The sequence below is a fragment of the Nostoc sp. UHCC 0302 genome (genome assembly GCF_038096175.1).
In the GTDB taxonomy this organism is placed as follows: Bacteria; Cyanobacteriota; Cyanobacteriia; order Cyanobacteriales; family Nostocaceae; genus UHCC-0302.
Map to the genome: position 1 here is coordinate 6,280,108 of NZ_CP151099.1, position 14,062 is coordinate 6,294,169.

Consider the following 14,062-nt stretch of genomic DNA (forward strand, 5'->3'; position numbering starts at 1 on the left):
AGGCACTTCCTTAATCCCCAATCCCCAATCCCCAGTCCCCAGCCCCCACTCTCCCCTAACGACGCAACTGCACTCGCCGTTCACCGTAACGCAATAGCCTTTCTATAGTGACAAGACGATATTCCCAGACTTTGACTTGATAAGAATTTTGTATAACCTCACGGCTCATCAATACGCGAAATTGAGACTGGAACCGAGTTAACGAAGCTCTAACCGCTAGTAATTTACTAGCAGAAGGCGACGCAGCAAGGTTATTTAAAGCACCTTGTAGAACTTCTGCTTGATTATTAAAATCTGAAATCTCTTTAGCAGGGATTTGCAGTTGGTCATTTTGCAAAACAAACTTCCATTCCCGTTGCAGTGCCGTGTAACGCACGGCGGCAGTTTGAAAAGGTTGACGGAAAGGAATAGGTTCACTTGTTGCGGTTTGAACTTTGCCTTGGGTGCGACTCAAAAGTTTGTCTAGCTCATTGTTAAAATTTTCTGCTGCAAAGAGAGCATAACCGCTAACTGGTAAGTCCCTAATCAATTGGAGTTGATCGAACGCTCCGATTGTTGGCAAAGAAAGTAGACGAATTCCCGGTACTAATAAGGCAGATCCTAATTGTGTAGAGGCGATCCAAGGTTGAGCCAGCTGTTGGAAGCGAGAAGTATCCAGAGCATAAGTCATAGGAACGATTAAATCTATATCCCCCTGCTTTGCCCAAACTTCCCAGTGTTGTTGAAGTTTCTGAATACGTTCTAGTTCCGGCAGCGGGAATACAGCAACCGACAAAATTAAATCCCGCCGTTTTTGTCGCAATTCCTGTGATAGTTGGGCAACAAAACTATCAACTTGTTGGGTGCGAAATGCAGTCCACTTTTGCCATAGATCCGGTTGATCAAGAGAAATATTTACCGGATCTACACCAGTAAGTTGCTGAAACTGCGCTCTAGCTGCTTTACCATACCCATAAGTTCGACCAGCGAATGGGTCTTGGAAAGGATAGCGAATGTAGTCTAGTTGTAGACCATCGACTTGATAGCGAGTGACAATTTCTTCGTATAGCTTCAGTAAATACTGCCGCAATTCTGGGTTGGCAGGGTCAAAGAATGGTTTACTCTGACCAGGGGGAATCATATTGCCCAGGTTATCGTAGTTTGCCCAATCGGGATGAGCAGCCAGCACTGGCCCTGGATAATCACGATTGAGATTGAGAATCTCATTGTGACGCTGGTTGCTAGCCGCAAAAGTCCAAACCCAAGCGTGTAATTCCATGTTCCGCTGATGGGCTAATTTCACCGCTGCCGCCAGTGGATCCCATCCGCGAGTTAATGGGTTTTGCTGCGGTGCAACTTGGCTTGGATAAATAGGATAGCTAGCATTAACAGTTTCAAAAAAGACGGTATTAATCCCAGCTTCCGCCAGTCGATCAAAAACCTCGGCTAGTCCTTTTTCGCTACCAGCACGGACAATCGTCCCTCGGTCTAACCAAACAGCTCTAGTTTCTGGTTGAGCTAACCGCCGATCAATAGGAAACTGCTTCCATAAGGTCGTTTTAGCCATTAGCCACTGCTGACGAGCCAAAGTGTAGTTTTTTTGGGCAATCAACTGGGGTAAGTTTTTGGCAATTACCCTTGCTTGTGCCAACGCTTGCTCAGTACTAAGAACTGGTGCGCCAAGTCTGGTAGAAGCAAATTGCGTTTGCTGCTCTTTTAGCGACTGGGGAGCGTAAACGGGCTTGTTATCAGAAATTGCTTGGCTGCCAGTAGAAGCATAGGTCGAGGCTGCTAAATGGGCGCTTTCAACTCGACCAATCAAATTTTCAAGCTCTTGCTGAAGAGTTAGAGCTTGATTGTTATCAATTACCACATTGGACTTAGGTGTAAGATCCAAACCCACCGCTTGTTCCAGTTGGTCAATAGCCTCTGGCGATTTGATCTGTCTGGGTTGAGGAGCAGTAGCGACCTTAGCAGCAGTGGAAGAACGGGGAGATGTGGGAACAGAGGAGATGGAGGAAAAGGATTGCTCCTCTGCCACTCTGTTCTTATCCCCCGATACCGCGACCGACGTAGAACAGTTTTGAGAACCCCCTTCTACTTTATTTCTGCCTTTTGGTGGTGCTGTCAGATGTCGATTCAGGGCAGCTTTTAACCAGGCGCTATCTAATTCTGGGGCAGCAATTGCATCTGTTCCCCAACGCCAACCCAAAAAGGTGGAACGCTCAGTTGACACTACAGCGGCAGGATTATCTTTAGTATTCCAAACAGCAACAGCTTGTGTGGTGACATCATTAGGAACGACAACGCCACCGTGTGCTTTGCCAAATAGTCCGCTTTGAGTTGCCCATTCCTGGAAGTTGGCTTTTGTGGGTTTCATCTGTTCTGTATCATTGAGGCCGAATCCCCAATAACCTCCCAGGAGCGATCGCAATAATTGGCGGACTCCCGGTGCTGACAGACTACCTACAGGGCCACTAGCAATTAAGCGCCCCCCCTTACTCATCCATCCTTCTAGAGCGATCGCTTGTGATGGCGTTAATGTTTCTACATTTGGCAAAAATAATACCCGGCGATCGCCCCAATCTGCCACACTGTTCACATTAGCTAGGCTAATCACACAATATTTCGCCCCAACTGCCTGCAAGCGCTGAGTTATGCCTGTCCATTGATTAGTATTTTCTGAACTATATACGACGCTCAATACAGGTTCTGTTGACGCTGCTGTTACTGGCAAAATCCCCAAATAATTAACTAATAATAATTTAAAACTTAAAAGGAAGAATCTGGTTTTTATTATTTTTTCATAGCATTTTTCCCGATTCTTCACTATTGACTCCTGATTTGATTATTTATTCACTATTAATTATTATTTATCGTTGAGACTAACGATAAATTACCTCCGAAAAACGACTGATATTTAATATTTAAATGCTGACTATTTCAGCAATACAGGTATTGATCAATTCCTCAACTCCTGCTACTGGTAAAATTTTTGTATTCAGATGACGAGCTACTTCTTCAATACTGACATCATCTAAAAATACTGATTCACCGTGTTTAAGCATGACATTTGGCAGTAAAATTCCATCGCCTAAATCTTGCTCTTTTAAGTTTAAAAGCAAATCATGACCAGTTAGTAATCCTGTGACACTAATATTTTGCCCCCAGTAATCGCTACACAAAGCTTGCATATTAACTTCTAAACCCTCAACATCATTCAACTTTTGCAAAATTGGTTGAAATGCTTTTTCTACGGCGTTGCCCACTACCCAAGTTAATTTTCTTTGAGGATAAACTTTTGGCGGCAGTAATTCTGCCGCAGCGGCTGCAAATTGCTTAACAAACAGCTGAATTGAACCAACACCGTTATCAATTTGGGGATACTCTTCATATTCAGATTCGCTTGGTAATTCCTCACCTGCAATCAAAAACCACTCATCGGCTAACCAAGCAACACTAGAACCAAATTGTTGGCGAAATTTTTGTGAAAGCGATCGCACTTGGGAAATTATTTCTTTGGCTTTTTCTCTCGTTACGGGTGTGAGTTCGTCTTGGTGGGGGCGAAACCGTGTTAAACCCACTGGGACAACTGCTACCGATGCTACTGTCGGCACTTCACCAGTGTAAAAGGACGCTAAATCTTTTAGGGTTTGTTCCAGATGTTTGCCATCATTAATACCAGGGCAAACGACTACTTGAGCATGAATTTGGAGTCGTCTTTTTTGAAACCACTTAAGTTGTTGCAGAATTTGTCCCGCGCGCGGATTTTTCAGCAGTTTAATTCTAATTTCCGGTTCCGTAGCGTGAACAGAAACGTATAAGGGAGACAGGCGCATTTGTTCAATTCGCTGCCATTCTCTTTCTGGTAAATTAGTGAGAGTCAGGTAAGAGCCATAAAGAAAGCTCAAACGGTAATCGTCATCTTTAAAGTACAGGCTAGAGCGCTTACCTGGTGGTTGTTGGTCGATAAAACAAAACGGGCAGTGATTATTGCACTGAATTAAGCCATCAAAAAGGGCAGTTTCAAATTCTAACCCCAGATCCTGGTCGTAGTCTTTTTCAATTTCCAGATGGTGGGTTTTACCAACAGCGTCTAAAACTTCTAGTTCTAAAACTTCATCAGCACAAAGAAACTGATAATCAATTAAGTCGCGGGGACGTGTGCCATTAATAGCAACTAGTGCATCCCCCGCCTCAAAGCCAATTTCAGCAGCTATTGAATCAGGCAGTACTTTGGTAATTCGGGCAGGATGAATAGTAGACATGGGGCATGGGGCATAGGGCATGGGGCATTGTCGTTTGCTTTAGACAAAGGACAAATGACTATATAACTATTTTTCAACAATCCAGCCTAAAATGGCACTCAATAATGTGATTGTATTCAGAGTGCTGAGTCCTGTTAGCGGTAGCGGGGCGTTTAGCCCGTGCTGAGTCCTGAGTAATAAGTTCTCCCCCTGCTTCCCCTGCCTCCCCTGCTCTTTTCTCCCCTGCTCCCCTGCCTCCTACCCCTCTGCCTTCAATTATTCCGCAACAGCCCAGTTGCGATCGCACCGAGGATTGACGCCCCAAACGCTAGACGATACCAAACAAATATCCAAGTGTTGCGGGTTTGAAGATATTTTAACAACCAAGCGATTGATATATAAGAAAATACAAATGCTGATAATGTTCCTACGCCTACCACTATTAAGTCAATTTTGCCCAGCGCTTCTTTAAAAAATTCGTATAAAGTGGCAATCGTTAGGGTAGGAATTCCTAATAAAAAGGAAAATTTGGCTGCTGTCTGTCTCTCTAGCCCCAGAAATAAGGCTGTTGTTAAAGTTGAGCCAGAACGAGATACACCTGGTGCTAAAGCCAGCATCTGACCTAATCCGATTAGCAGTCCATCAATAATGGTGACAGAGTTAAAATCTCGTTTGCGACTGCCTAATTTCTCTGCTGCACCTAATAAGAGTGCCATCACAATTGAAGCGATCGCAATGGTGGTCATGCTATTAATCGCGGAATTATCATCATTTAGCACCTTCTTCAGCAGAAATCCACCGACTAAGGCAGGTAGGGTTCCTATTGCTATCCCTACTAATAATTTCCATTCTTCTCGCTGCCAATCTTTTTCTTGAAAAGCAGCCCAACTTCCACTTAAAACTTGAGTAATCAGTTGCCGAAAATACATCAACACGGCAATAACACTGCCAAATTGAATCGTGGCTACAAAAGGTTTCGACCCCAATTCCTCCCAGTGGAAGGCTTTGGTGAACACTTGTAGATGAGCTGTACTGCTAATTGGCAGAAATTCTGTGATGCCTTGCACAATTCCTAGTACAAATGCCTGAAACAGTTGCTGTATTAAGTTGACTTCAGTTGATGAGACTCCCACCTGTAGCAGTTGCGAGCAGAACAAATTTATACTGCTCACTTCTAAGATTGTCACCATTAACCAGACTCCTAAACCTAAAATGGATGCCTACTTCTGCGAATTATCCAACTTTACGTGGTTGTAGTTAGTTTTTCCGGGTGACATACAACCTTGGCAAAATTCAGATACAATCAAAATGCCCCCTGGGGGGATTTTAAAATGTGATATCTTAAATAAGATAAAGTTTAGTAACAATTATTAAAAACTTTGATTAATAATACATTGTCCTCCTACACTTCTTCTACCCCTGCTATTGATACAAATTTGCATGCAACTGGCATTGGGCAGCAGAGCATTAAGGAACTAGAGTCTACACTCTCTTTGTCGCCGTCTCTACCCTTACCCATCTCTTCTAGACAAACTTGGTTAGTATTTGCGGCGGCAGTGTTTTTGGTATCAGTACCAGTATTTATCGAAGCGCCACTAGTGCGATCGCTGCCAAGTTTAAGTTTAGCCATGACAGCGCTTTGGGTGTGGCTGAGTTTTACTCTTATGTCACGTCCTGCAACTTATCTGTGGGGGGATTTGCTTTTAGGATTTAGTTGGAGTTGGTTAGCAGGAGCATTGTACTGGGGCTGGTTACGTTGGGAACCTTTATGGCATCTCCCATTAGAATCTATAGGGTTGCCATTTGCCTTTTGGTGTTTAATACGGAATTGGGGCAAGGTGGGTACTTGGTTTTATTTAGGTTCTTTACTTGGGACAGTTTTAACTGATATTTATTTCTATTTAGTAGATTTAATGCCCTATTGGCGGCAAATTATGCGAGTAGATGCAGATGGCGCATCGCAAGTTTTACAAAATGCCCTCATCCAAGTACAAACACCTTGGGGACAGACTTGGGCGCTAATTCTTGCCTTCATGCTGTTAAGCATTGGGGTTTTATCTTTAACTAAAAAGCAAAAGCACTGGTATGCCTTTGGCGGTGCAGTTTTAAGTACGATCTTGGTAGATAGCTTGTTCTTGTTAGCAGCCATAGCAGCGTAAAACTTAGGCTTCCTCTGTTCGCTTTTTGCGTTCAGCTTGTTCCCATAAGTTAGAAGGCTTAGGCAATTGTCACTCTTGAATTCTGTTGTGAATTAAAAAAAATTTTGTAACATCAAAACTCAACTGAAACTTTTCCCAATGAAATCTACAGCGCATTAGTCATAATGCTGTAGATGACGATTTAGTTAAGAAATATTACAGGGTAATCGCAGAGCATCATGTAGCCCTTGCGAAGTTTTAGGATATTGGCGAGAGAGCGATCTAACAAAATCTCGTTTAGCTAGCAATGCCACCAGCGTTAAACAGGGGTGCAACACTGTTGTGGCTAGGCAGGTACTTGTCCCATTAAAAATAATTTTTGGCAAAAATACAGTCAAACCTAGTAATGGTAAATATTGTGGATATTAATACGCTGTATATTAGTTTCTGATGACTGCTGTGTGTTGATTAAGCGATCAGCTTTTGTCCTTTGTCGTTGGCACTCTAACGAATGAACGCCACTTGCTTCTCCCTTTGGGAGACCAAGGCGAACAACGGGGGGAACCCCTGCAACGCAGTGGCTTCTAATGACTACTGACAGCTGTTGGCTTAAAGCTTTAATTTCTGTTTGATGGAAAGAGGTAGAAAAATCGTGAAAGGATTGGTGCGTTTAGTAACACTGTTTAGTTTGTTGGCCGGTTGCTGGGGATGGTTGGGAACAACTCAGATAGCCCAAGCAGCTAGTTTCAACAATTTTGCTTTTCCGCAAGTTCCAGTTCTGGCAATTGAGCGTCAGAATCGGGCAGACGCTAAGCTAGGAACAGAATTTGGTAAAAAAATTGATTTGAATAATACCAATGTTCGAGCTTTTCAACAGTTTCCAGGGCTTTATCCAGGCCTTGCTAAGAAAATCATCAAGAATGCTCCTTACCAGAAGGTAGAGGATGTATTGGATCTTCCAGGATTGAGCGATCGCCAAAAACAAACTCTGCAAGCTAACTTCGATCACTTCACTGTGACAGACTTAGAACCTGCCTTCAACGAGGGAGATGATCGCTTTAATAACGGTATCTATAGATAACTATATTTACCGTTAATGTAAAAAACAGCAGCCCACTCCCAATCTTAGGCAGTGGGATGCGACTCTGAGTTATGAGTTAGGAGTTAAAAATTTAATAAAACTCCTAACTCATAACTCCTAACTTTTCTCTGCTCACTTCTCTCCCCTTACCTTGCCTGAGATAGATATTCCTAGCCAATTTGATGTCTTAGTAGTCGGCGCTGGTGCCGCCGGACTGTACACGGCGCTGTGTCTACCAGAGTCCTTACGAGTCGGCTTGATTACTAAAGAAACCGTCGCTTTATCTGCCAGTGATTGGGCGCAAGGTGGCATTGCCGCAGCTGTTGCCCCAGAAGATTCTCCGACGTTGCATATTGAAGACACAATCCAAGCGGGTGTGGGTTTATGCGATCGCCCTGCTGTCGAGTTTCTCGCAGAACAAGCCCCAAGCTGTATTCAATCTTTGGTTAACTTGGGTGTAGCTTTTGACCGTCATGGCAAAGCTTTAGCTTTAACTTTAGAGGCAGCCCATTCTCGTCACCGTGTTCTCCACGCTGCCGACACCACAGGTAGAGAAGTTACTACAACTCTCACTGCTCAAGTTCTGCGCCGCCAGAATATTCAAGTTATTCAGCAAGCTTTGGCTTTGAGTTTATGGCTAGAGCTTGAAAGTGGTCGCTGTCAAGGAATTAGCCTGTTCTATCAAGGTAAAGTCAGCTGGGTAAGCGCTGGTGCTGTCGTACTGGCGACTGGTGGTGGTGGTCAGGTATTTGCCCAAACAACTAACCCGGCTGTGAGTACAGGTGATGGGGTAGCGATCGCAGCTCGTGCTGGGGTGATTCTCCGCGATTTAGAGTTTGTCCAATTTCATCCTACAGCCCTTACCAAACCCGGTGCTGATCGCTTTTTGATTAGTGAAGCTGTGCGCGGTGAGGGAGCGCACCTCGTCGATAATGAAGGGCGGCGTTTTGCCTTTGACTACCACCCTGCGGGTGAACTCGCACCTAGAGATGTAGTCAGTAGAGCAATTTTCAGCCATTTGCAACGTACAGACCCCGACCCAGCTACTGCCCATGTGTGGTTGGATATGCGCCCCATCCCCGCTGACCAAATTCGTCACCGCTTTCCTAACATCATTAAAGTTTGTCAGCATTGGGGTATTGATGTTTTCAATGAACCAATTCCAGTAGCCCCTGCTGCTCATTATTGGATGGGTGGTATTGTTACGGATCTAATGAATCGCACAAATATTCCTGATTTGTACGCTGTAGGTGAAACCGCTAGTACTGGGGTACATGGGGCAAATCGCCTCGCTAGCAATTCCCTGCTAGAATGCATTGTGTTTGGCGCTCAAATGGCAAATATTCAGGTGGCAAATGTTGGGTTGCCAACAACACCACCAGTGCTGCGATCGCGAGAATTTAATACTAATGCTAGCGAGTGGCAGGTTCAGCAAGTACAACTAGAAACATTGAGAGAAAAGTTACCGCGGCTAGTGTGGCAAAGTGCGGGAATTTGCCGCGAACAATCACGATTAGAGACAGCGATCGCTACCATTGAAGCTTGGCAGCAAGATTTCGCTGCTTTGCCTTTAAGTCAGTTTTTATTTTCTTTACGTCCCCAAGAAATAGTTAGTTTTGAACTACTGGATATTGAACGGCAATTGCGACTTTGGGCTGAAACCCGCAATTTATTGGATGTGGCTGGTTTAATTCTCAAAAGTGCCGCTTTTAGAACTGAAAGCCGTGGGGGACACTACCGCCTAGATTATCCTCAAACAGACCCCGGTTGGCAAGTCCATACACTTGTACAGACAAACCACTGGTGGAAATCTCCAGTAATAAATAATTAAAACTCTTCAAGCTAGTAGTTAAGAGTTAAAAGCTAGAAGTTTTTTTCCCTAATCTCCTTTACTTCCTCCAAGTTAAAAAGGTGTACTTTTTAACTTGCAAATTGCTATAGGTTAAACTTTTGTCTTGTCTTCTTTTTTGCCAGACTTGCTCAGTTTAACTCTCTATTTTGAATTTCTTATATTAATTCAATAAATAAAATCTACAAATCATTTTTCTTTACTCCTTAATGACCATTTATAACCACATAAAAGTGAAATGGTATTAGCGAGTGCCACTACCGTACAAACTGTCAGGCCCACCATAATTTGGTGGAATATATATGTTTTTGTTGTTTAATCCCTGAGAATTAACCTCACTGCTATTGGTGCTTAAACTTTTGGCACTCGCAGTGCTAAAAGCCCCTGTATAATCCGCAAATTTTGGAATCAGTATGTAAGCACTTATACAAAGTATTGCAAATTTTGTCATTCTTAATTTAGTTTCCATAGCCTCAGTAATTTCACTGTAGTTTGCTTCTTAAGAGTATTTTGATTTTTTTAAGTATTTATACTTAATTATTAATTTGAATTTTTTAGTAATTAGCTTTTTTTATCATCCTAATAAGTAATTTTGATGTTAAATTGCAGATTGTTACTCTTCAATTGTCTTTATACTTAACAAATATTCTTAATATATTGTTTTAACATCAACCTTAAGTTAGATATATTAATGAGTTGTAAGGATAAAGTTGCTACAATCTTTATTCCCTAACAATATCTTAATTTTTATATGTATAGGCACTATGTCTTACAAGCTACATAGCAAAAATCACTAAGTATATTTAGTTTTTTGTTTATACAGTATATTTATAACAATAAAAATTATTTAAACCGAATATAGCAAAATTCCTATTCTAAAAAGGCTTCAAGTTGTCTTAGCTAAAGCCTAGCCGTAAATACCGATTAAGTACAAGTATCAAATTTTAAGTAATTTACTTTACTAAAAATAATATATTTTGCTAATTGTCTTTAATTTTCATTACTTTCCGACTTCTGATCTTGGCTTTAGTTTTTTAAAAAAGACAAAAAGCCTTGTTGAGTAAGGAGTCTATCTATTTACCTACCTAAAGAGATATATGTAAATTCTGCTGAACAAGCCACAAACCCTAAAATTAACGTAAAAATATTTACTAAAGCCAGACGAGTTTGAAGCTTTTACTCTTGGCTAATCAGGCAAACTCGTAACGATTTTTACCTAAATGCTTAGCCCTGTACATGGCACTATCTGCTTGTCTAACCAAAGTTTCGCTGTCTTGACTGTTGTATGGATAGACACTAATGCCAATACTGGCAGAGACTCTTGTGTGATATCCGTCTAAAATAATTACCTCAGCGATGCTGCCTAAAATTTTGTCGGCAACTGTAGCTGCTACTTGAACATTCGGAATTGCACGTAAAATTACAGTAAATTCATCGCCACCCAAACGTGAAACTGTATCACTAGCGCGTAAGGAGTTGCTGAGCCGTTGGGCGATCGCCACCAATAGGCGATCGCCCATTTCGTGTCCGAGGGTGTCATTAACTTGCTTAAACCCATCTAAATCAATAAACAGTAGTGCCAATAACAAGTTGTTGTTTTGCGCCCAATGTAGAGACTCGCGCAGCTGTTCTACAAAGAATTTTCGATTAGAGAGACCAGTGAGGTGATCGTGATATGCCAAATAACGCAAGTGGTCTTCTTTGAGTTTTAATTCATTATTGGAGCGGAATAACTCGGCGGCTGTACGCTTGAGCTTTTCCTCCATTAGCTTACGTTCAGTAATATCGCGGATAACGCCAACTAAAAACAAATTGCCAGCGGCATCTTTGTGGAGCGATCGCTTAGTGGCTATTTGATGAGTCTGACCATTAGCATCGGTAAATTCTTCTTCATGTTCCTGGGGTTGCTGAGTCCGAAAAACTAGCTCATCCTGTTGTCTAAATACATCAGCTTCATGTTTTGGAAAAAAGTCATAGTCTGACTTTTCAATTAGTACTGGGTTAGGATAACCGATGAATCGACAATACGCCTCATTTAATACAATCCACTGATGTCGTTCATTTTTCACAAAAATGGGGTCAGGGATAGTATTGATCACATGATGCAAAAACTCTTTTGAGCGTTTCCACTCTTCCTGCATATGGGCGATATGACTGGTCATCCAAATAGCTGAGATGCCGAAAGTCAACAGTGGAGGAATGATTGGTATCCACCAACCAGACAAGAAAGCAAAGTAGGCAGCCAAGTTCAACACAAAGCAAGAAACTAGGATACAAAGGAGACTCCTCGTAGGGTGCCGTATTCGCCATGTAGTAACGGCTCCTATATAAGACCAGACAAAAATCCACAAGTTTTCCACTAGGTCATGCCAAACTTTAAGTAACGGTCGCCCTTCAATGGCAGCTGAGATTAACTCATTGATAAAATAAGCCTGCAATTCAATGCCAGATATAGGCTGTGCCGTACCCATGAGACGGCTAGAGTAGGGAATGAATACAAAATCTTGAAGGCTAGGTGCGGTGGAACCAATGAGTACAATGCGATTTCTGAGCCAGTTTTCTGGAACTCGGTTATTCAGAATATCGCTCATGGATGCCTGACGATAACTACAGAATTTTACAGATGAACTTTGACATCTGGGTTTGGGAAAGTTGGACAAAATTTGGTATCCAGCAGCATCAATCCCTACATAAGCACCATCATTAGCTTGAAAAGGCGGAAAAACTGCCTTCCCTAACTGTAAATACTCAGGATTGCTAGCTGCTTTCGTGGGAGTAATTCCTTTTGACTTTAAATACAATAAAGCCACCTTCAAGGCAAAACTTTCGTGTGCTTGATTATTAACGTGCCAATATAATAAGCTCCGACGTATTTTGCCATCAGGATCATACAGCACATTGTTAAAACCCACTTGCTTACGCTGACTCAACACTGGTGGAGGTAAAACACCAGCATTTTTGTTTTTATCATTCCCTAGTAGTTCAATACCAATCAAGTTGGGCATCGACTTATAAGCATTAACCAGTTCCTGATTACCAGGCTCTACTGGGAAATTCCGGTAAATATCTAAGCCGATCGCACGGGGTTGATAAACGTTTAATTTTTGCAATAACTGGGCTATGACCTGATCTGGAATCGGCCAAGAACCCACTTGGCGTAAAGAGGCTTCATCAATCACTACAACGGTAATGCGCTCTTCTGGCGGTTCATTCGGACGAAAGCGAAAAAATTGATCCAAAGCTGCCAACTCTAAAGATTGTAATAATCCAATAGAGCGCAAAAGTAGTATGCAGACTGCAACGCTGAAGGCAGTTAAGAATTCCCTGTATCCTCGACTAAGCGGTTGTTTCAGTTTTAACCTTAACTTTACAAAACGCTTGCCTAGCTGCTTATTCATTCCCATTACCTATTGGGGAGCAATATTCTTTTTTGCTTCTAGCTATCAACTATTTGATGAATATAGCTCACGCAGAAGCTATCATAAATTTACAGAATCTTTTTACACCCAGTAAGGCTGCTCAAGACAATCCTGAGTAGTTTTGATGTTTTACTATTCATTAGCAGAATAATTTGAACAAACGGCAACTGTAACTTTTATGCAGAGCAGCACAAGTTCAGTATAAATTTGGTGATTAGACAACATCCATTATCTATTACCTATTACCAAAAACAAAAAAGCCAACCAGAAACAGACGAGCTGTATTCATCTAGTTGACTCTTGAGCCTAAAAGCCTAGTTTCCAGAAAGAGACTTTCTCAGGGTAATTATTTAAAATACTTGAAGTTACGAGAACCTGTGTAACCAGATGCTTGTGCAAGTTCTTCTAAGCTTTGCACTCCGCTATAGCTTTTACCATTGATAATCCAAGTGGGGAAACCTTCAATTTTCGCTGCTTTACACTGTTCTGGTTGAGCTTTCAGCCCATCAGGAGCGCACTCTACCTTAACATTATTGTTGGTGATTTCCTGATAAGCTTCTTTGCCAAAGAGCAATTTTTGTTCGTGGCAATGGGGACACCAATAAGCAACATATTCTTTAGCGCCTATCTTTGTCAGATGGCGTGCTAGGGCTATTTCTGCCTCACCAGAAGTGGTGGTGATTTCCCAACCGAATGCTGGGTTAGGTGGGACTGTGGGATTAAAGAAAACTTTTACAGGTTGTCCAGGCGTTGCTCCTGGTGTAACACCTGATTGATTGACGCTAGCATAAACGCCTAAAGTGCCAATTAGCGTTACCATGCCAACAATAATCGCAGTAAATAAGATTTGCCCAATGTCCTCCCAAGTACGACCGATAATTGTCAGTACCAAAAGACTAAGTGAGAACAAAGCTGAGCCAATACAGTAAGGACAAAGGGCTTTGATTTGGAATGCTAGCAAGTACATTAGATAGCCGCTGAAAACAGACATGGCGATCGCTCCTGCTAACAGCAGCAACCATGTCCAGTTTTCTAGTTGTTGACGACTATTGTTGTCCCCTGATCTCAATACCAAGGGTGCTAAAGCAAATATCACCATACTGGTATATGCCAAAAAGCCAAACAAAGCTAATGGCTGACCAAAAACCGTTGCCCAAGGACTTGACAAGACATCATTACAGCCTTTGACCCCAGCCTGTGCTACACAAGCGGCACTGCCTCCTGTTAACTTTTCTATAGTGAGATAACCTGTGGTCAACGCACCACATCCCGCGATCGCGGCAATTAATGGACGAGACCATCTATGAATCCAAGGAGTAGAACGGCGGCGAATCATAAACTGCTATCGG

At 42.3% G+C, this 14,062-nt stretch carries 8 protein-coding genes; 3 read left to right on the plus strand and 5 right to left on the minus strand.

The window, feature by feature from the left end; genetic code table 11:
* Positions 1-55: 55 nt before the first annotated feature.
* The 3 genes from WKK05_RS27125 to WKK05_RS27135 form a co-directional block, all read right to left on the minus strand.
* Positions 56-2,809, minus strand: coding sequence for a family 10 glycosylhydrolase (locus WKK05_RS27125; protein ID WP_341526135.1), 2,754 nt, complete (start codon positions 2,807-2,809; stop codon positions 56-58).
* Between the two features lie 97 nt (positions 2,810-2,906).
* Positions 2,907-4,247 (minus strand): TIGR03279 family radical SAM protein, encoded by a 1,341-nt coding sequence (locus WKK05_RS27130; RefSeq protein WP_341526136.1) that lies wholly within the window; start codon positions 4,245-4,247, stop codon positions 2,907-2,909.
* 251 nt (positions 4,248-4,498) lie between these two features.
* Positions 4,499-5,416, minus strand: a complete 918-nt coding sequence (locus tag WKK05_RS27135; protein ID WP_341526137.1) for an undecaprenyl-diphosphate phosphatase — start codon at positions 5,414-5,416, stop codon at positions 4,499-4,501.
* A 189-nt stretch (positions 5,417-5,605) separates the two neighbouring features.
* On the opposite strand from WKK05_RS27135, the gene WKK05_RS27140 reads away from it, so the two are divergent.
* The 3 genes from WKK05_RS27140 (at position 5,606) to nadB (ending at position 9,276) form a co-directional block, all read left to right on the plus strand.
* Entirely contained in the window at positions 5,606-6,385 is a 780-nt protein-coding gene (locus tag WKK05_RS27140) for a DUF3120 domain-containing protein (protein ID WP_341526138.1), read from the plus strand.
* A gap of 631 nt (positions 6,386-7,016) precedes the next feature.
* A complete protein-coding gene (psbU, locus tag WKK05_RS27145; RefSeq protein WP_341526139.1) occupies positions 7,017-7,445 on the plus strand; it encodes a photosystem II complex extrinsic protein PsbU in 429 nt (142 codons plus the stop codon).
* Positions 7,446-7,596: 151 nt separating this feature from the next.
* Positions 7,597-9,276, plus strand: a complete 1,680-nt coding sequence (gene nadB, locus WKK05_RS27150; protein WP_341526140.1) for an L-aspartate oxidase — start codon at positions 7,597-7,599, stop codon at positions 9,274-9,276.
* Between the two features lie 1,208 nt (positions 9,277-10,484).
* Here nadB and WKK05_RS27155 read toward each other — a convergent pair.
* Together WKK05_RS27155 and WKK05_RS27160 are read right to left on the minus strand one after the other, a co-directional pair.
* Positions 10,485-12,692, minus strand: coding sequence for a CHASE2 domain-containing protein (locus WKK05_RS27155; RefSeq protein ID WP_341526141.1), 2,208 nt, complete (start codon positions 12,690-12,692; stop codon positions 10,485-10,487).
* 367 nt (positions 12,693-13,059) lie between these two features.
* Positions 13,060-14,049, minus strand: a complete 990-nt coding sequence (locus tag WKK05_RS27160; RefSeq protein ID WP_341526142.1) for a vitamin K epoxide reductase family protein — start codon at positions 14,047-14,049, stop codon at positions 13,060-13,062.
* Positions 14,050-14,062 lie beyond the last annotated feature (13 nt).